19 protein-coding genes and 1 pseudogene are annotated in these 16,986 nt (G+C 59.7%); 11 read left to right on the top strand and 9 right to left on the bottom strand.

Features of this window, described 5'->3' with window-relative positions:
- Window positions 1–79: 79 nt before the first annotated feature.
- Window positions 80–379: pseudogene (locus BLP65_RS17425) on the bottom strand (transposase); the annotation flags it as partial.
- A 204-nt stretch (window positions 380–583) separates the two neighbouring features.
- On the opposite strand from BLP65_RS17425, the gene BLP65_RS16925 reads away from it, so the two are divergent.
- The gene (locus BLP65_RS16925) at window positions 584–736 is read left to right on the top strand and encodes a hypothetical protein (RefSeq protein ID WP_175452520.1); all 153 of its coding nucleotides are present in this window, start codon (window positions 584–586) and stop codon (window positions 734–736) included.
- A gap of 24 nt (window positions 737–760) precedes the next feature.
- Here the strand turns inward: BLP65_RS16925 and BLP65_RS10085 are convergent, their stop codons facing one another.
- The 4 genes from BLP65_RS10085 to BLP65_RS10070 form a co-directional block, all read right to left on the bottom strand.
- Window positions 761–1,933 carry a cation:proton antiporter gene (locus BLP65_RS10085; protein WP_175452519.1) on the bottom strand — a complete coding sequence of 391 codons (1,173 nt, stop codon included), beginning with the start codon at window positions 1,931–1,933 and terminating at the stop codon, window positions 761–763.
- Window positions 1,934–1,989: 56 nt separating this feature from the next.
- Complete coding sequence (locus tag BLP65_RS10080) at window positions 1,990–2,310, bottom strand: hypothetical protein (RefSeq protein WP_092996253.1); 321 nt, start codon at window positions 2,308–2,310, stop codon at window positions 1,990–1,992.
- A gap of 4 nt (window positions 2,311–2,314) precedes the next feature.
- Window positions 2,315–2,527 carry an SHOCT domain-containing protein gene (locus BLP65_RS10075; protein WP_092996250.1) on the bottom strand — a complete coding sequence of 71 codons (213 nt, stop codon included), beginning with the start codon at window positions 2,525–2,527 and terminating at the stop codon, window positions 2,315–2,317.
- 195 nt (window positions 2,528–2,722) lie between these two features.
- Window positions 2,723–3,073, bottom strand: coding sequence for a hypothetical protein (locus BLP65_RS10070; protein WP_139181473.1), 351 nt, complete (start codon window positions 3,071–3,073; stop codon window positions 2,723–2,725).
- 283 nt (window positions 3,074–3,356) lie between these two features.
- Here BLP65_RS10070 and coxB point away from each other — a divergent pair, with 283 nt between their 5' ends.
- From coxB to BLP65_RS10055, 3 genes are read left to right on the top strand one after another with little or no spacing between them, the layout of a single operon-like run.
- Entirely contained in the window at window positions 3,357–4,355 is a 999-nt protein-coding gene (coxB, locus tag BLP65_RS10065) for a cytochrome c oxidase subunit II (protein WP_175452518.1), read from the top strand.
- On the top strand, window positions 4,355–6,856 hold the full coding sequence (gene ctaD, locus BLP65_RS10060) for a cytochrome c oxidase subunit I (RefSeq protein WP_092996242.1): 2,502 nt from the start codon (window positions 4,355–4,357) through the stop codon (window positions 6,854–6,856). The genes coxB and ctaD overlap by 1 nt, the downstream gene beginning before the upstream one ends.
- An 11-nt stretch (window positions 6,857–6,867) precedes the next feature.
- The gene (locus tag BLP65_RS10055; protein ID WP_092996239.1) at window positions 6,868–7,365 is read left to right on the top strand and encodes a DUF2231 domain-containing protein; all 498 of its coding nucleotides are present in this window, start codon (window positions 6,868–6,870) and stop codon (window positions 7,363–7,365) included.
- A 90-nt stretch (window positions 7,366–7,455) separates the two neighbouring features.
- Here the strand turns inward: BLP65_RS10055 and BLP65_RS10050 are convergent, their stop codons facing one another.
- Both BLP65_RS10050 and BLP65_RS10045 read right to left on the bottom strand, forming a co-directional pair.
- Window positions 7,456–7,869, bottom strand: a complete 414-nt coding sequence (locus BLP65_RS10050; protein ID WP_092996236.1) for a CopD family protein — start codon at window positions 7,867–7,869, stop codon at window positions 7,456–7,458.
- Window positions 7,870–7,921: 52 nt separating this feature from the next.
- A complete protein-coding gene (locus tag BLP65_RS10045; RefSeq protein WP_245688292.1) occupies window positions 7,922–8,284 on the bottom strand; it encodes a DUF1622 domain-containing protein in 363 nt (120 codons plus the stop codon).
- A gap of 308 nt (window positions 8,285–8,592) precedes the next feature.
- On the opposite strand from BLP65_RS10045, the gene BLP65_RS10040 reads away from it, so the two are divergent.
- The 6 genes from BLP65_RS10040 to BLP65_RS10015 all read left to right on the top strand — a co-directional run bounded on the left by BLP65_RS10040 (window position 8,593) and on the right by BLP65_RS10015 (window position 14,181).
- On the top strand, window positions 8,593–9,756 hold the full coding sequence (locus BLP65_RS10040; RefSeq protein WP_092996233.1) for an inositol-3-phosphate synthase: 1,164 nt from the start codon (window positions 8,593–8,595) through the stop codon (window positions 9,754–9,756).
- Complete coding sequence (locus tag BLP65_RS10035) at window positions 9,753–10,667, top strand: glycoside hydrolase 5 family protein (protein WP_092996230.1); 915 nt, start codon at window positions 9,753–9,755, stop codon at window positions 10,665–10,667. The genes BLP65_RS10040 and BLP65_RS10035 overlap by 4 nt, the downstream gene beginning before the upstream one ends.
- Window positions 10,664–11,269 (top strand): histidine phosphatase family protein, encoded by a 606-nt coding sequence (locus BLP65_RS10030; protein ID WP_175452517.1) that lies wholly within the window; start codon window positions 10,664–10,666, stop codon window positions 11,267–11,269. Before BLP65_RS10035 ends, BLP65_RS10030 begins: the two co-directional genes overlap by 4 nt.
- A 46-nt stretch (window positions 11,270–11,315) precedes the next feature.
- Entirely contained in the window at window positions 11,316–12,113 is a 798-nt protein-coding gene (locus BLP65_RS10025) for a TIGR04290 family methyltransferase (protein WP_217631959.1), read from the top strand.
- A 132-nt stretch (window positions 12,114–12,245) separates the two neighbouring features.
- Window positions 12,246–13,301 (top strand): glycosyltransferase family 9 protein, encoded by a 1,056-nt coding sequence (locus tag BLP65_RS10020; protein WP_092996224.1) that lies wholly within the window; start codon window positions 12,246–12,248, stop codon window positions 13,299–13,301.
- A 178-nt stretch (window positions 13,302–13,479) separates the two neighbouring features.
- Window positions 13,480–14,181 (top strand): class I SAM-dependent methyltransferase, encoded by a 702-nt coding sequence (locus BLP65_RS10015; protein ID WP_092996221.1) that lies wholly within the window; start codon window positions 13,480–13,482, stop codon window positions 14,179–14,181.
- Window positions 14,182–14,390: 209 nt separating this feature from the next.
- Here BLP65_RS10015 and BLP65_RS10010 read toward each other — a convergent pair whose 3' ends face one another.
- Window positions 14,391–14,879: a DUF4112 domain-containing protein gene (locus tag BLP65_RS10010; protein ID WP_092996219.1), complete on the bottom strand. Its 489-nt coding sequence runs from the start codon at window positions 14,877–14,879 to the stop codon at window positions 14,391–14,393.
- Window positions 14,880–14,957: 78 nt separating this feature from the next.
- Window positions 14,958–15,995, bottom strand: a complete 1,038-nt coding sequence (locus BLP65_RS10005; protein WP_092996216.1) for an AI-2E family transporter — start codon at window positions 15,993–15,995, stop codon at window positions 14,958–14,960.
- Window positions 15,996–16,104: 109 nt separating this feature from the next.
- Here BLP65_RS10005 and BLP65_RS10000 point away from each other — a divergent pair, with 109 nt between their 5' ends.
- Entirely contained in the window at window positions 16,105–16,782 is a 678-nt protein-coding gene (locus BLP65_RS10000) for a dienelactone hydrolase family protein (protein ID WP_139181472.1), read from the top strand.
- Window positions 16,783–16,986 lie beyond the last annotated feature (204 nt).

Here is a 16,986-nt window from a genome sequence, read left to right as displayed (position 1 = left end):
CCAAGTAGGTCGGGCTCCCGGTTTCCAGTAGCCTTCCAACCGAGGTACAGCGGATCCATAGAGATTCGTTTGGCCTGGAAATTTGCACGGTTCCGCGGATCCGACCGACCCAGTCCCAGCCGAGTGCTTCGACTGCGCGGAACCAGGGATTTTTGAATCCGGCATCGGTCACCACAATGGGGCGGCACTGGCTTGGAAGGATTTCTGCGAGCGAGTCCAGGAATGCAATTTGGACGCGACGGCTGCCAAGATGGGTTCGCTCATGAACTTCCTCATAGAGCGTCAGTGCCCTTCCCTCGGCCGGAACCGAAGCGCGCAACACGTGAAAGCGGCCATCGACACTAACCGCGGAAAGCGGGGTCGGACCACCGCAACACATTGAATAAAAAGGTGTTATGGCTTCGAAATGGCCGTATTTTTAGCTTAGAAGCCCCATTTCTGGCCTAGAATCGCAATCCTAGGCGATAGCGAACAATAGCGCCCTATGATGGCTGTTCATGTTGTTCGGTAGGCCGAGTCCGCCCAGACATCGGCGCTGGCGACATCAAGGACGAACTGCTCGACCTGATCGAACAAAAGGGGCATGAGTCTGCTCGTTATCGGCTGGCACGGCGAGTTCATGGTCGGCCACGTCCATGTTCTTAAACGACTTGTTCGGGAAATCAGCCGGCCCATCCTCGTTAAACCCCATCCGCAGCCGCGTTTTCGCCTCAAAGTGGGGGAGGCGTTCGAATGATGTTGCCGCCTTGCGGCTCGGTGCCTAGGTTCTCCCAAGACAGATTCGCTTTGAGACCGGCTCTGCCCAGCGCACCAGCATTGGGGTCAGGGCGAGGCTGATGATGATGGTGGCCATGATCAGCTGCTCTGTCTCGGTGGAAATGACGCCTTCGGTAGCGCCGAGGGTGGCCAGTACCAGCCCGAATTCGCCAGCCTGGGAGAGCAGTATGCCGGTGCGCATGGCGGTCCCGCGCGGCACGCCGAGCAGGCGTCCCAGCAGGGTGGTGGTGGCGGTCTTTAGCAGGATGAGCAGCAGTACCGCGCCGAGTACCCAGTGTATCTGGCCCCAGAGGGCCTGCAGGTCGAGCATCATGCCGATGACGACGAAAAAGAGCCCCAGGAGAACGTCGCGGAAGGGGCGAATTTCGGCGGTCAAGCGCTCCTTGTACTCCGTCTCTGACAACAGGGCGCCGGCCAGGAAGGCACCGAGGGCGAGAGACAACCCGGCATTGGCGGTGAGCCAGGCGGCGGCCAGAGAGAAGAGCAGGGCCGACAGGGTGAAGAGCTCCCGGGACTCGATTTCGACGATGCGGCTGAACAGCGGCCGAATCAGCCAGCGTCCCGCCGCGAGCATCAGCGCCACGACCACGGTGCCGGTCAGCAGCGTCAGCAGAAGGTCCCACGCCCCATCGCCCGTTGTGTCTCCGTTCAGCGCCGGCATCAGGATGAGAAACGGCACCACTGCCAGGTCCTGAAAGATGAGCACCGCAACGGACAAGCGGCCGTGGCGCTGTTTCAGTTCGCCGCGTCGGCTCAGTTCTCGCGTGACCACGGCGGTCGATGACAGCGCCAGTGCGCCCCCCACGACGAAAGCGTTGGCGGGCGGTAAGCCGGACGCCCACGCTGCGCCGGCCACCAGGGCGGCGGTGACCACCACCTGCGCGCCGCCGAGGCCGAAGACCTGCTTCTTCAGCGTCCAGAGATGGGTGATGGAAAAATCGAGGCCGATGGTAAACAGCAGTAGCACCACCCCGAATTCTGCCAGAAAGTGGAGGTCCTCCGTATGCGGCACCCAAGCGATGCCGGAGGGGCCCAGGGAAATGCCCACAATAAGGTAGCCGAGCAGCACGGGCAGGCCGAGCCGCTCGAACAGGGTCAGGACGGCGACGGAGGCAGCCAGCAGGACGACTGCAGCGGTGAGAACCGGGTATTCCATCAGCCAAGTCTCTTTAGTGGGGCGGACTGTGGTAGGCCACGTCATGGGCGGCGTGGTTATTTCCGGCGGGAGGCACCGGGCGGCGGCTTGCTGCAACAGGCGGGTTTGTGTTCCAGATTGGCCCGCCGATTCTCGTCCTGGAATTGATACCAACTGTCGCGCAGGCGCTGAAGACGGCCCGTCGGTCCCGGGTAACCGTGCCGGCGTAGCGCCTCCTGCAGCGTCCGGTAGTCGGTCTCTGCAATGTCATAGGTCACCTTCAGCTTACCCGCGCCGGCGTTCCGAGCGGCGAGGACTCCGGGCAGACTCTGAGCCACGCCAATGGCGCTATCGTTCACCTCCCGTAAGCGAAAGCCCCGGCTGACGCTCTCGACCATAGCGCTATCTCCTCAAATCATCGCGTTTGCGTTCGAACTCCTCCTTGTCGATTTCGCCCTGCGCGTAGCGCTCTTCCAGGACCTCTAGCGGTGTCCGGCGGGTTGCGCGTGGCTCGCCACCGCGGAACGCGCCTACCGCCCAGATGACGAGGACGATTAGCAGTATCCAGAAAATCCACATGAATCCGCCGAAGCCGAAACCGAACCCGTCATGCATAACGCTTCTCCTTGAATGGTGATCTCATGGGGGACAGTATAGCGGGGTCGGACCACCGCAATACATTGAATGTAAGGGTGTTATGGCTTGAAAATGGCCGTATTTTTGGCTTAAAAGCCCCATTTCTGGCCTAAAATTGCATCCCCAGCAGGACCGATGGTGTACCAACCGGATGCGCAGAACTGAAACCGCCATCTATTCGCAAGGTTGGAGGAAAAGGGTTGGAAGCGCCGTCCAGATGACTGCAACCAGGGAAAGGATACTGATGAACAGTCCCACCCGCAGTCGTGTGCGGCGCTCGATGTCCGATTTGGTTGGTGAGGTGGGCCCCTGTCGAAGGCCGCTCCAGAAGAGATAGCTTGTTCCCAGTACCCCTACGGTGGCAATAGTACTCACAACCCACAGTGTCGGGCGTACCCAGTCGGTCTCGCTCAGCCGCGCACAGGCGATGGCTACCAATAGATAGACCACGAGGAAATAGATGCTCCACAGCAGCAGGGGAGAGAGCATTCCCAGCGCTGTTTCGGCCCGCTTCTGCAATCGCAAGATGCCTCCAGGCGCTTTAGCCCGAATCTTTCAAAAATTTGCACCGATCGCGCTTGTCTCTCGGCCCCACAAGAAATATTTTCTCAGTCGGAATTTCCTTCTGAAACCAACATCCTAAGCGATCTCGGCACAAATTCATGAAATCTTCGGGTTAGATCTCACAAAAGCAAAGCACAAAAACCGTGCAAACGTGCGGGTGAGGGACCCCCACGAGGGCGGGCCCTTGGATGGCGGGAGAGGCTCCGGCAGCTATCCTTAACCGGGCAATCTCATGGATTCGAGTATGCCTTTTTTCTTTCAGTATGTTCTGAAGGCTCTCCTGCTGTTAGTCGTCCCGTTGCTTGCGGCCTGCGATCCGGTCCAATCGGCCCTGCACCCGGGGGGACCCTCCGCGCAGGCCATCGCCTCGGTTTGGTGGGTGATGTTCTGGGGCTCGCTGGTGATTCTGACGCTGGTGATGGCGCTGGCGCTGATCGCATTGCGTGCGACTCCCGCGGAAAAACAGTATCGGCCCGGGCGCTGGTTTATCCTCGGCGGAGGCGTGCTGTTCCCGGTCGTCACCTTGACGGTACTGCTGATATACAGTTTCGAAATCGATTACCCACTGTTCCGCGGTGAGTCGGAACCGATGAACATCGAGGTGACGGGGCACCAGTGGTGGTGGGAGGTTCGCTACCCCGGTGCTGGTGATGCCGAGGTAGTGACCGCGAATGAGATCCACATTCCGGTCGGTCGTACGGTGCGGATCAATGTGCGAAGCGCCGATGTGATTCACAGCTTCTGGGTGCCGCGGCTGGGCGGCAAACAGGACGCCATTCCGGGTCATGAGAATCCCCTCGATTTGCATGCCGACCAGCCGGGCACCTTCCGGGGCCAGTGTGCCGAATTCTGCGGTGCCCAGCATGCCCATATGGCGTTTTGGGTGATCGCCGAGCCGGTCGAGCGTTTCGATGCGTGGCTTGCCCGGCAGTCGCAACCGGTGTCGGCTCCGGCCGGTGAGGCAGCCGCCAGTCGCGGCAGGGAACACTTTCTCCAGGTCGGTTGCGCCGAATGCCACCGCATTCGAGGCACCGCAGCAAAGGGTGATACGGGACCGGATCTGACCCACGTGGCCAGCCGCCGAACCCTCGCTGCCGGTACGCTGCCGATGACCCGGGAGAATCTCGCACGCTGGATTTCCGCGAGCCAGCGCATCAAGCCGGGCAATCGGATGGAAGACTTTTCGCATCTGGATGATGCGGTCGTTCGTGATCTGGCCGCCTACCTCCACAGTCTCGAATAATGGGCGGCGCCAACTCCAACGAGCTCTACGATCGCTTTTTCGCCTTCTGGCGCACGCTGCCCGGTTGGCGCGCGGCCGGGGCGGTCAACCACACTTCCGTCGGCCGGCGTTATCTTGCCACCGGGTTGGTGTTCTTTCTCATCGGTGGCCTGCTTGCGATGGCCATTCGCAGTCAGCTGGCCACGGCCGGCGGCGTCGAACTGGGCAACGATACCTACAATCAGCTGGTCACCATGCACGGGACCACGATGATGTTTCTGTTCGCGGTCCCGGTGATGGAAGGATTCGCGATCTATCTGATCCCGAAAATGATCGGCGCGCGTGACCTGCCGTTTCCGCGTCTTTCTGCGTTCAGTTACTGGTGTTATCTGTTCGGAGGCATCTTCCTGTACCTCAGCTTTCTGTTCGATGCCGCACCGGACGGAGGCTGGTTCATGTACCTGCCTCTGAACAGCAAGCTGTTTTCTCCGGGGATGGGGGCGGATTTCTGGTTGCTGGGGGTCACCTTTATCGAGGTCTCGGCACTGTCGGCGGCTATCGAACTGATTGTCGCGATCCTCAAAACGCGCGCACCGGGAATGTCGATGGGGAGGATGCCGCTGTTTGCGTGGTACATCCTGGTGGTCGCCTTCATGATCCTGTTCGGCTTCCCGCCACTGATACTGGGCAGCATCCTGCTGGAACTGGAACGTAACTTCGGCTTTGTCTTCTTTGACCCGGAACGGGGAGGGGACCCGCTGTTGTGGCAGCACCTGTTCTGGATCTTCGGCCATCCGGAGGTCTACATCATCTTCCTGCCCGCGGCCGGTATCGTCACGATGGTGGTCGAGACCTTCGCACGCCGCCCGGTGGTGGGCTATGCGTGGGTTGTGGCTGCCGTCATCGCGACCGGCTTCCTCAGCTTCGGTCTGTGGGTCCATCATATGTATACGGCCGGGATCCCGCGGCTTTCACTGAGTTTTTTCTCGGCCGCCAGCATGGCCGTCGCGATCCCCAGCGGGATTCAGGTGTTCGCGTGGATTGCCACGCTCTGGTACGGCCGCCCGGTAATGGCGCTGCCGCTGCTGTATGTGTTCGGGTTCCTGTTCACGTTCGTTCTCGGTGGCCTCACCGGGGTGATGGTCGCCCTGGTGCCGTTCGACGCGCAGGTCCATGACACCCATTTCGTCGTGGCCCACCTGCATTATGTCCTGTTCGGTGGCATGGTCTTTCCCCTGATTGCCGGAATCTACTACTGGTTGCCACTGCTGACCGGTGGCAACGTCTCGGTAGGGGTAGGAAAAATCGGGTTCTGGCTGGTGTTTTCCGGCTTTCAGTTGACGTTCCTCCCGATGCACCTGACCGGCTTGGTGGGAATGCCGCGGCGGGTGTACACCTATCCCGAAGGACTCGGTTGGGAATGGCTCAATCTCTTTTCCACGGCCGGCGGGTTTCTGCTGGCTGCCGGCATTGCCGCGGTCGCTGTCGATCTGTATCTGCGTTTCCGGCTTGGTGAGAATGGAAAGCGCAATCCCTGGGGTGCCGGGACCCTGGAGTGGGGTTTGCGTCTGCCGGTCCCACCGTTCAATTTCATCAGCATCCCGCCGGTGACCGGGCGTTATCCGCTCTGGGACCAGCAGGGCACTATCGAGGCCAGCGAACGGGGCGAGCACTTCCTCGGTGATCCGTCGGCAGCCCGGCGCGAAACCATCGGGACGAGTGCAGGTGACGCTACTCCCGAGCAGGTGATTCGGCTACCGCATCAGAGCTGGGAGCCATGGTGGGCAGCGGTTGCCGGCATCATCGCGCTGGCGGGCATCCTGGCGGGACGCTACTGGCTTTCCGGGTTGGCCGGGCTGGCGCTGGTGGCAGTGTTTTTCGTCTGGGCATGGCGTGCCGCCTACCGGGATTCACCGAGACGTATCGAGGCGGGCGCCGGGCTGCACCTTCCCAACCAAAGCAGCAGCGGACAGGCCCCGGGTCTGTGGGGAACCCGTCTCGCCCTGGTCTCCAGCGCGATAGTGTTTGCCTCGTTGCTGTTTGCGTACTATTTCCTCTGGACGGTCTCGCCACCCTGGCCGCCATCGTTCCTGAAGGTGGAAGCGACGATGAATGCACCGCTTCTGGCACTGCTACTGCCGATTGCAGGGACCCTCATACTGTGGATTGCAGTGGCAGCCAACCGGCGGGGGGCCTACCGTCGTTTTCAGCTGGGCCTGGCGGTGACTTTCGTGTTGGGAGCAGCCTATCCATTCTTGATGCTGGGCTGGCTGGCCGATGCCTACCCTGAACGTGGCGGGCATGTCTATCTTTCGTTGGTCCACTTCCTGCACGGCTATCTCTGGTTTCATCTGTTCATTTCCCTGGCGGCTATCGGGTTTGCCATCGCTCGCTCCTGGAAAGGGCATATCGATTCGGAACGGAGGCTCGAGGTGGACGTGGCAACGGGACTTTGGCACTACGCTGTGGGGGTGGCCCTCATCGTTTATGCCGTCGTCTTTGTATCGCCCGATCTTTTCTGAACCGAGGCCGGATGATGATGGAAGAAGAGAAGCGCAACCGTCACCGGGATATTCGCATCCCCAGTACCGCTGCCATCTACAACCATCCACTTCACCCGATGCTGGTGACGTTTCCCATTGCATTCTTTACCGGAACCCTGTTCAGCGACATCGCCTTTCTGTGGAGTGGGGATCCATTCTGGGCGCGTGCCGCTTTTTGGTTGGTGTTGTCGGGACTGGTCGGCGGAGCGGCGGCCGCCATTGCAGGCATCACCGATTTTCTGACGGTGGTGGCCATCCGCAACAAGATTCGTAGCTGGGGACATTTTCTTGCGGCCATTGCGCTGCTTTCGTTTGCCTCGGCCAATATGGTGCTGCGGCTCGATGACCCCGGAGCGGTGGTGTTTCCCTGGGGAATATTTCTCTCTGTGGTCACCATGCTGATGTTGGCCTTCACAGGTTATCTTGGCGGCAAGCTGGTATTTCACGAACTGGTGGGAACCTATCTCACGGAAGAGGAGGAGCCTTGAAAGTGGCTAGTGGCTAGTGGCTAGCTGCTAGTGGCTAGTGGCTAGTGGCGAGTGGCGAGTGGCGAGGGACAAGGGACCAGCAACCGCGGTTCAAAAGGGCTTGGCCACTGCCAATACGACAATGGCCAGGAAAAGCGGTATGGGAATCAGCGAGAGACCGCTGAAGTAGGAAAGCCCGTGGGACTTTTGCTTCTTTTCCTCCTTTAGAAGGATACGGCCGCAATAGAGGTGATACAGCACCAGTAGAAAGACCACTGAAAGCTTTACCGGGAGCCAGCCCCCCTCGAAGCCGAAGAAGACCAGACTACTTCCCAGCAGCACCGCAATGATTGCGCTGGGGGTCATCAATTCGAAATAGAGCCGCCTCGCCAGACCAATCGCCTGCTCCGCCTCGGCAGCGGACTGTGCCTGGTTGTAGAGACGGAACAGGCGGGGGACATAGAGCGCTCCGGCGATCCAGAACATCACGAATCCGATATGCAAAAGCTTCAGGAAAAGCGCCATGGAATTCCTTCTTCCCGCATGATTGGTACATCACGGACAGCGTTCTTTTGGTTCATGGCCGCTCGGTCTCGGTCTCGGCCTGCCATGGCCAGCGCCCGGTCATCTCGACCTCCAGGGTAAAGCTCAGAAAGGTTCGGACCAGCACGATGGCCGCCAGCACGCCTACACTGTTATAGGACGGTTCTATGGCAATGGTATTGATGATGTCCCCCGCTACCAGGAACTCGAGCCCGAGCAGAATGCCACGGCCCAACTGGATTCGGAACTGTAAAAAGATCGTGTTCCTGTTAGTGGTACCGAACCACAGGTGTATCGCCTGTGCCGTTGAGTACACAGCGCCGAGGACGATCACTACCATGCCCGCGAACTCCAGGGCGAGTCCCGCATACTCAATCAGGATTTTTACATCTTCCACCAGATTCCCCGCTGTCTATGCGGTACACAAACCAGTCTAGCAGCCTGTCGGAACGAGCCATTTGGAGCCGCGTAACGTTGGCTCCAAGAGCGCATTTCCGGGTCAATTATGAGGAGTAGTAACCTATTTGATGACATTTCCGTAGCAGTAGTGATTTGCAATCGTGGGGTGGTGTTCTAACTTTCCGACAGTAATGGTTCTACCTACCATGACCAGAGGTGCATCCCCGGAATGTTTGCTGACGGTTCCGGATTGAATCGGTCCCGGTGCCGTGGAACAAAATCGGTGTCGCCAGGAGATAACAAGGAATGGGCGGGAATATACGGATTGCCATTGCCGGCGTCGGAAACTGTGCCAGTTCTCTCGTTCAGGGAATCCAGTTTTATCGAGAAAGAAGGGATTGTGAGCCTGTTGGACTAATGCACCTGGACCTGGGTGGCTATCGTCCGGAAGACATCGAGGTGGTTGCCGCCTTTGATATCGATAGCCGAAAGGTGGGACGCGATCTGGCGAAAGCCGTGTTTGCTGAGCCCAACTGCACTGAGCCGTTTCAGCGGGATCTGCCGGAAACCGGTGTCCTGGTGCAGATGGGACCTGTCCTTGATGGTTTTGCGCCACACATGGCCGAGCATCCGAAGCGCCGTCGTTGTGTGCCTTCCGATCAGACCGAACTCTCGCAGCCGGAAGTAGTGCAAATACTTCGTGAAAGCGGCGCGGAAATGCTGGTCAACTACCTGCCGGTGGGATCCGAGGCGGCCACGCGCTTCTATGCCGAATGTGCCCTCGAGGCCGGGATTGGCTTCATCAACAACATACCGGTTTTCATCGCCAGCGATCCGGTCTGGGCGATGCGCTTCGAAGAGCGGGGATTGCCCGTCATCGGCGATGACATCAAATCCCAGCTTGGCGCCACCATCGTGCACCGAATGCTGACCGATCTGTTTCGGCGCCGGGGAGTGCGCATCGACCGCACCTACCAGCTCAACACCGGCGGCAACAGCGACTTTCTCAATATGCTGGATCGCAAGCGGCTCTCTTCCAAAAAGATTTCGAAAACCGAAGCCGTGCAATCGGTGGCGGCCAGTCGTATCGAGGACGACAACATTCATGTGGGTCCCAGCGACTATGTGCCGTGGCAGAACGATAACAAGGTCTGCTTCATCCGAATGGAGGGGACCATGTTCGGGGAGGTGCCGATGAATCTGGAGCTGCGTCTCTCGGTGGAGGATTCCCCCAATTCGGCCGGCGTTGCCATCGATGCGATCCGTTGCTGCCGGTTAGCTCTGGACCGGGGACAGGCAGGGCCGCTGCATGCCCCCGCCGCTTGTTTCTGCAAGCACCCTCCGCGCCAGTACACCGATGATGAGGCGTATCGACTGACCGAAGCCTTTATCAACGGCTGGGTACATCGGGTGGAAAACGAAGATAAGTCCGTCGACGCGGGCCACAAGGTCCCCGGAAGCGCATTATGATCGAGGCCATCAAGTTCTGGAACGAACCGAACAACCTCTCGCACTGGGACTTTGAAATGGATCCGGAGTGGCGGGAGTACGCCGAGATGACCCGCAGAGCCGCGCTGACCGTGCGGGCACTGACACCCGAGATCAAGCTCGTGCTCGGGGGCATTTCCCCCATTGACGCGGATTTCATCCGTCTGCTGATGGGGTATGGCGTATTGAAGGAGCTTGATGCGGTGGGGGTGCACGGTTTTCCCCTTGACTGGAACCATTGGCAGCTCGACCACTGGCCGGACAAGGTGGCGGAAATCGAGGATGTAACGGATCTCCCCGTCTGGGTGACGGAGGTGGGAGTTTCGACATTCGGGGCGGAAGAGGTCCAGGTATTCGGACTGAAACGTACCACCGAGCTGCTGCTTGACCGGGTGGAGCGGGTGTTCTGGTACAGCCTTTACGACCTGCCGCCCAGCTGGGAGGCGACCACACGGCATCGAGAGAGCGAAGGCAGTGCTTATTACCGGCACTTTTATATGGGGTTGTTACGCCATGACGGCACACCGAAGCCGGCGCTGGAACACTTGGACCCGGAAATGGGGATTTGCCAGTGGTTCCATTTCGAGGATCATCGTCTCGAAGAGGCCGTGGCTTGGTTGAAACAGTTGGGCGTGAAGCGGCTGCGTACTGGCATCAGTTGGGCCGACTGGCATCGTCCCGGTGCGCTCGAGTGGTTTGATCGGCAGATGGAGGCCATTGCGTCTTTCGATGTCACCCTCACGCTCTGCTTTACTCCCCCATCCCGCGGCCGTCGGCCCTGCCACACCAGCCCGCCGATCGATCTTGCCGAATTCTCCCAATTTGCTTCGGAGGTCGTGGAGCGTTACATAGTGAAACCAGCCACGCGTGTTCGACAGGTCAGCGCCTCGTGACCCGATTTGTGTTTATTCGCCACGGCGAAACCGAAGCCGTGGGAAAGACGCTTACCGGACGTGCTCCCGGGGTGCGTCTTACCGAGCGCGGATTCGACCAGGTACGGACACTGGCCGGACAGCTGAAATTTCAACGGCTCGACCGTCTGGTTACGAGTCCCATGGAGCGTGCCCGACAAACTGCAGCAGCCATTACCGAGGTCCACGGTACCGCGATGGAAATCGATGAGGCGCTGCTGGAAGTCGATTTCGGAGAGTGGGGTGGGTGCAGCTTTGCGGAGATGGAGGACGATCCGCTCTGGCGCCGCTACCATGAATTTCGTGGCGGCATCCGTATCCCCGGCGGTGAAATGGCACTGGAGATACAGGCCCGTGTGGTTGCAGCTACCGAAAGGCTCCGCAGGGAGACCCCGGACGGGGTGATCGCGTTGGTTTCGCACGGAGACCCCATCCGCTACGGCGTTGCATTCTACGCCGGCATTCCGCTCGACCTTGCCCTCCGTACCAACATCGATATTGCATCGGTGAGCGCGATTGCGGTTGACGACCGGGGTGCGCGAGTCCTATGCGTTAACCATACCGGAAGTTTGCCTGTGTTCTGAAGGCGGCTTTTTTTCTTTTCTGATGATGGCCCTTCGGAGGGTGAGTGTGGATCAGGCCGGAGACAGGGAAACCGAGCGGCAGATAGAGGAGTTGCGTCCCTGGTTTCACAACCTTCACCTCCCCAATGGACAGCAGACCGCGCCCGATCATTTTCTCGGCGATTTTCCCGGGTATAAATGGCAGGAGCTGGGGGTTGCGCTGCCGCAAGACCTGCACGGGTGGACCGCACTGGATATCGGCTGCAATGCCGGTTTCTACACGATCGAACTGGCCCGGCGGGGCGCCGACGTTACGGCGGTCGACATGAACCCCCATTATCTGAAGCAGGCCCGCTGGGCGGTAAACGCCTTTGAGGTCTCCGACCGTGTACAGCTGCTTCAGCGGCAGGTCTACCAGCTTGGCGAACTTGACCAGCAATTCGATCTGGTGCTTTTTCTGGGTGTCTTCTATCACCTGCGCTACCCGCTGTTGGGGCTGGATATCGCCGCGCGCAAGGTCCGCCGGTTGTTTGCCTTCCAGACGCTGAGCATGCCGGGTCGGGAGGTCCTTGATCCGGGAGAGGACAGGGATATCAACGACCGTGCAGCCATGAACGAGCCGGGTTGGCCAAAAATGGCCTTCATCGAGAACCGGCTGGCCGGGGACCCAACCAACTGGTGGGCGCCGAACCATGCCGGCATCGAGGCGATGCTGCGCTCCACCGGAATGCGGATCGTCAGTTATCCCGGAACAGAAACCTATCTGTGTACACCCGAAGCAAACGGCACCTCGCCGATAACCACGTGGGATGCCGAGGAGTTCCTCGCCGCTACGGGTCGTCTTGGTACCCCGTCCGATCCTTAGGCGCGTGTCCGAGAATTAGCAATGGGCTCCAAAATGTAGGTTGGCGCTGACGAACGAAGCCCAACAAATCAGCGTTGGGGTTCGCATAACTCACCCCAACCTACGGACCACTAGGGCAACCCGGGTTCCGAGATGTCTTTCTTCGAAGCGAAAAAGGTTCTGATCTGTCTCCGCTACGGTATTGGCGACCTGGTGATGCAGTTGCCGGCGCTTTCTGCGTTACGGGAGGAACTGGCCGAGGCGCATATTACCGGTATCGGATCACGTCCGGCTATCGAATTGCTGGAGGGAGACGAGCGTGTTGATGAGCTGGTCAGTGTCCATGACTTCGGCCTGGCACATTGGGGGGACTTCGGCAATTCGGAAACCCGTTCCGCCATTCATGCCTGGCTGCGTGCGCGTAACTTCGACGTGGTTATCGATCCCTCCCATGCGACGATGGGATTCGGGAGCGTAGTATGGGATTCGACCTCGGCGATACTCGACACCGGTAATGGGCTTGAAGACCGTGCCCTTGAAAAGGGTGGCAAGGGGCTGGATGCGATTCGCGAAGCGGTACATCTCGGGTGGGGGATCGAGGTGCCGGACGACCGCCGGCCTGAACTGCCCTTGCGGAAAGAGGAACGCGACCATGCACGCAGGCTTCTGGCGCAGTTCGGGATGAGCGGCCCCGCCCGTCCCTATGCCGTTTCGCCGGTAGCGTCATCGCCGTTAAAGCGATGGCCGGTAAGCAGCGTTGCGGCGGTCGCGCGTGAACTGCTCATGGAGCATGAAGACGCCCGTATCCTGATACTGTCCGGCGATCAGCAGGAATTGGGTCGCAGTCTTGAACAGGGTATCGGTTATTCGGATCGCACCGCGGTTCTGCCTCCCGCCAACCTGCGCCTCACAGGTGCGCTGATTGCACGCTGTCGCGCGCTTCTTTGTAACGATACCGGTCTGATGCATCTTGCCGCCGCAGTGGGTACACCCACCGTAGCCGTTTTCGGCCCCACCAATCCTGCTATTTATGCCCCGCCGGGAGCCGTAGGGCTTGGTGCTCAGGTAAGTTGTCCCCACCGGCTGGAGAGGCGATTCGGTCCTCCCCGCTGTGTGGTCGAGGCTCGCTGTCTGATTGACCGCAATGGCTGTATCGATACGGTCCCCGTTCAGCGGGTGTGCGACACTTTGAACAGGGTAACCTGCTAAACAGTGTTCCAAATTGGTGTCCATGCGTGTAGGAGCGACGGGATAAACGCCGAATCGCGGCTTCCGCCGCTCCTACAGTATTTTCAATATTTGCCAAAGGGGGTTGGACACCATTTCGGAACAGCTATCTAGCACGATCGTTCATCCGATTTGTCGCGAACCCAACCGAGGAGGGAATATGCGTGCGCCGAACCGTATCCTCGACCTGGACGAACTTGAAACCCCCGCTTTTCGGCAGGTGCTCGGTCAAATGGATGAGTTGACCAGCAGTGATTCCATCTCCTATCTGCATCCGAGCAAGCGCTGGGAATACCCATGGGCACTGGAACGTGCCCAGCTGTCGCCAAGGTCCGGCGTGCTGGATGCGGGCTGCGGAGCGTCTATTTTTCCGGTTTACCTGGCCAAGCAGGGCTACCGGGTCTCTGCGCTGGACCTGTCGCCCCCATCAGGGCTGGATCGGGTTCACGGGGTAAGCGTCGGCTACGTGGGCGGCGATCTGGGCAGGCTGCCGTTCGCGGATGGTGCCTTTGATGCCGTGTTTTGCATATCGGTGATTGAACATCTCGGGTTTGGCGAGATGGCTGCGGCCTTGTCGGAAATGCATCGGGTGATTCGGGCAAACGGGCGTTTGCTGTTGACCACGGACTACTATGAAGACGCCAATGCCTCAATCCGGTATGAAGGGGAGGGTGGACCATTTCCGGTGGACTGGAGTTTCTTCGATGCCGAACGCCTGCAGCAGCACATCCTTGATGCCCCCGGATGGCGACTCGAGGGAGAACTGGACTTGCGGGTCGATTGGGAGCGTACCAAGCCGGTAATGCGACGTTTCCACGGTTATCCCTACACCTCGGTCGGTGTCACGCTGCTGCGGGTCTGAATCAATTTTTCGCCCGTCAAGTAACTGTTCGCCCGGGTGATTGGGCGATTCGTCATCCCCGCGCAGGCGGGGATCCATTTTGAGCCATGCTGCTACTCTCTGGATTCCCGCCTGCGCGGGAATGACGGCCCTCAACTATTACGAGACTGTCGGATAGCCGCTGGATTCCCGCCTACGCGGGAATGACAGGGGAGTGAACAGTTGCCCCGTCAGAAAAGATTCACCAGCATGAGGATCAACAGGTAGACGAGAGCAATCACCGCCAGAATGGCGAGCGCAACCACGACCATGATCAGGTAGGCAAGTCGCTGGGTTCCCCGTTCGCCGACGCTGGCCTCGCCCATGTGCCTTTTTAGTAGGTCGAAGTTCTTCAGGTTGGCTTTCCAGGCGAAGTCGAACAAGTCTCCCAATATCGGTATCGCGCCGATGATCGTCTCGATCAGGATGTTGCCGATCATGCGTAACAGAACGCCCGCTGGAACTCCGAAGCGGGCTGCCTGCCCCACGATGACCGACGAGACGATGGCTCCCGCCGCATCCCCCACGCCGGGAATGAGTCCGATGATTCCGTCGAGACCGATCCGGAATCCGCCGGGCAGTCGAATCACGTCGTCCATCCAGCGGCTGAGCAGGTCTGCATGGCGGAGTTCCGGCCGCTCCGGAGTCTCCCGATTCCGTTCTGAATCGGTGCGTGGCATCTCGGTTTTCCCGCGTTTTGGTGGTGATCCAGATTGTAGTCCCCCCACGCTCGACCGGAGCGTGGGCACTGCCCGCTGTCAGGCTCCCTCTTCTTGTTGCGCGTTGGTTGCGTTGCGGCGCGGCAAATAGATCACCTTGACCAACACCACCGCCACCACCGTAAGCGGGGTGGCGACCAGAAGCCCCAGTGTGCCGTATGCGAATGCCATCAGTACCTGCATGGTAATCACCAGTGCCGGTGGCAGCCGCACCGCGCGGCGCTGGATCAGCGGCGTGATGAAATAACTCTCCACCGTCTGTACGGCGACATACAGAATGATGACGTAAATGGCCGTGGTGACCGATTGCTCCAGCCCGACCAGTCCCGCAGGAACCGCCGATAATACCGGGCCGAGATTGGGGATGAACGACAATAGCGCCGCCAGCAGGGCAAGCGTAAAGGCCAGCGGTACATCGAGGACGAGAAGACCGGTCCAGGTCAGAATCCCGACCACCAGCATGGATGCGATGCGTCCGATGAGCCACCAGTGTAGCGTTGACTGGAGTGTACGAAGGGCCTGTTGCAGTTCTTCCCGGTGTCGTTCCGGGAACAGGGATCGCAGTGCGCCGGTGTATACACCCGGTTCAGCCGCAAGATAAATGCCGGTGAACAGAATGATGAGACCCGCGGAGATGACCCAGGTCGCCGTTCCAAGGAGCCCGGCAGCGGTACTGAATGCGGAGGTGACCAGGGACCCTCCACTGCCTCCCTCGGAGAACAGGGCCTTCGCCCATTCACGTTCAGACGCGAGATTGCTGATGTCGTCTGCATAGTGCCTGATGGTGTCCGCGAGCTGATTGATGCCATCGAGGAACAGCGGACCGAAGCGAAGTGCGGCTGCACCCATCAAGGCCAGAAACAGGGTCACCACCAAAGTGAAGGTGGCGCCGCGGGGGAGCCGGGTCCAGCGGGCCAGGTAGGCGCTGATGCCGTCGAAGAAAACCGCCAGTAAGATACCGGCGAACGCAAGCAGCAGGACATATCCGAAAAACACTGCCACGACAGCCAGGAAAGCAAGGGCCGTTATTCCGAAGATGCCTGCCGGGGAAAATCGTGTGGAAGAGATGTTTTTCATCGTCTCTTTGCCGAAATGTCAGCTTGAGGTTAGTTCGGGACCCCTGTTGCGTCGACCACCCGGCGCTACACTTGGAAAAAGCGGTTTCGAGTGATCCATCGCGGAGAACATGATGCAAAATGAAGGCGACATGACCTGGAAAGACATCTCGATCGATACGTCGGATGGGGCGCTGCTTTCCGGGCTTTGGGTGCAGCCGGCGGATGCGCAGGCCGTTATCGTTCTGGTCAGCGTCACCAGTGAGGGACTCCATAGCGCGACCAACCAGTTGTTGGCTGAAACCTTGGCACGGGCAGGCTACGCCAGCCTTTTTACCGACCTCCTGACGGCGCATGAACACCGTGAAGATGCCGAGCTCGCCGATCTGCGCTACGACATCGGTTTACTCACCACACGGCTTTCCAATGTCATCGACTGGGGGCGTAAGGAGATTCCCGATGCCCCGGTTGGCATTCTGGCGGCATCCACCGGGGCGGCCGCTGCGCTCTCGGTGGCTGCGGAACGGAGTGACGAAGTCGCTGCGGTTGTGAGTCGGGGCGGTCGGCCCGATCTGGCCGGCGATACCCTGCGCGCCACCCACACACCCACACTGCTGTTGCTGGGCGGCGAGGATTCACCGCTGGTGGATCTCAATCGCGAAGCAGCGGCCTGGTTGCGTGGTGAATACCGGTTGGAGATCATCCCCGGAGCAAGCGGATTTTCCGGCAACAATCCCAGTCACGTGGAAGAGCTAGCCCGTAGGGCGGGGGAATGGTTTGCCACCTACCTTGTTTCCGAATCTTCATAGGGAATCGCTTTCGCAGAACCCGCCCCACACTGTCACTGCGAGGAGCCTGGGCGACGCGGCAGTCTTGCACTTCGGGCGTAACCGATTGCTTCGTCGCCGAGGCTCCTCCCGAAGAACTTGCCCTTGCTGTTCATTACGAGGAGCCCCGGCGACGAACCCTGAGATTGCCGCGTCGCTGGGGCTCCTCGCAATGACAGTTTACAG

This window comes from Thiohalomonas denitrificans, assembly GCF_900102855.1.
GTDB lineage: Bacteria > Pseudomonadota > Gammaproteobacteria > Thiohalomonadales > Thiohalomonadaceae > Thiohalomonas > Thiohalomonas denitrificans.
The sequence above is the reverse complement of the archived record's forward strand: the minus strand, read 5'-3'. Positions and strand labels throughout refer to the sequence as shown.

What these genes read in the sequence shown, in the direction of transcription:
- coxB (WP_175452518.1), top strand. Translation starts at nt 3,357, where the DNA reads ATGCCTTTTTTCTTTCAGTATGTTCTGAAGGCTCTCCTGCTGTTAGTC.
- BLP65_RS10075 (WP_092996250.1), bottom strand. Translation starts at nt 2,527, where the DNA reads ATGCATGACGGGTTCGGTTTCGGCTTCGGCGGATTCATGTGGATTTTC.
- BLP65_RS10015 (WP_092996221.1), top strand. Translation starts at nt 13,480, where the DNA reads ATGCGTGCGCCGAACCGTATCCTCGACCTGGACGAACTTGAAACCCCC.
- BLP65_RS16925 (WP_175452520.1), top strand. Translation starts at nt 584, where the DNA reads ATGAGTCTGCTCGTTATCGGCTGGCACGGCGAGTTCATGGTCGGCCAC.
- BLP65_RS10010 (WP_092996219.1), bottom strand. Translation starts at nt 14,879, where the DNA reads ATGCCACGCACCGATTCAGAACGGAATCGGGAGACTCCGGAGCGGCCG.
- BLP65_RS10055 (WP_092996239.1), top strand. Translation starts at nt 6,868, where the DNA reads ATGATGATGGAAGAAGAGAAGCGCAACCGTCACCGGGATATTCGCATC.
- BLP65_RS10005 (WP_092996216.1), bottom strand. Translation starts at nt 15,995, where the DNA reads ATGAAAAACATCTCTTCCACACGATTTTCCCCGGCAGGCATCTTCGGA.
- ctaD (WP_092996242.1), top strand. Translation starts at nt 4,355, where the DNA reads ATGGGCGGCGCCAACTCCAACGAGCTCTACGATCGCTTTTTCGCCTTC.
- BLP65_RS10080 (WP_092996253.1), bottom strand. Translation starts at nt 2,310, where the DNA reads ATGGTCGAGAGCGTCAGCCGGGGCTTTCGCTTACGGGAGGTGAACGAT.
- BLP65_RS10020 (WP_092996224.1), top strand. Translation starts at nt 12,246, where the DNA reads ATGTCTTTCTTCGAAGCGAAAAAGGTTCTGATCTGTCTCCGCTACGGT.
- BLP65_RS10050 (WP_092996236.1), bottom strand. Translation starts at nt 7,869, where the DNA reads ATGGCGCTTTTCCTGAAGCTTTTGCATATCGGATTCGTGATGTTCTGG.
- BLP65_RS10000 (WP_139181472.1), top strand. Translation starts at nt 16,105, where the DNA reads ATGATGCAAAATGAAGGCGACATGACCTGGAAAGACATCTCGATCGAT.
- BLP65_RS10085 (WP_175452519.1), bottom strand. Translation starts at nt 1,933, where the DNA reads ATGGAATACCCGGTTCTCACCGCTGCAGTCGTCCTGCTGGCTGCCTCC.
- BLP65_RS10040 (WP_092996233.1), top strand. Translation starts at nt 8,593, where the DNA reads ATGGGCGGGAATATACGGATTGCCATTGCCGGCGTCGGAAACTGTGCC.
- BLP65_RS10035 (WP_092996230.1), top strand. Translation starts at nt 9,753, where the DNA reads ATGATCGAGGCCATCAAGTTCTGGAACGAACCGAACAACCTCTCGCAC.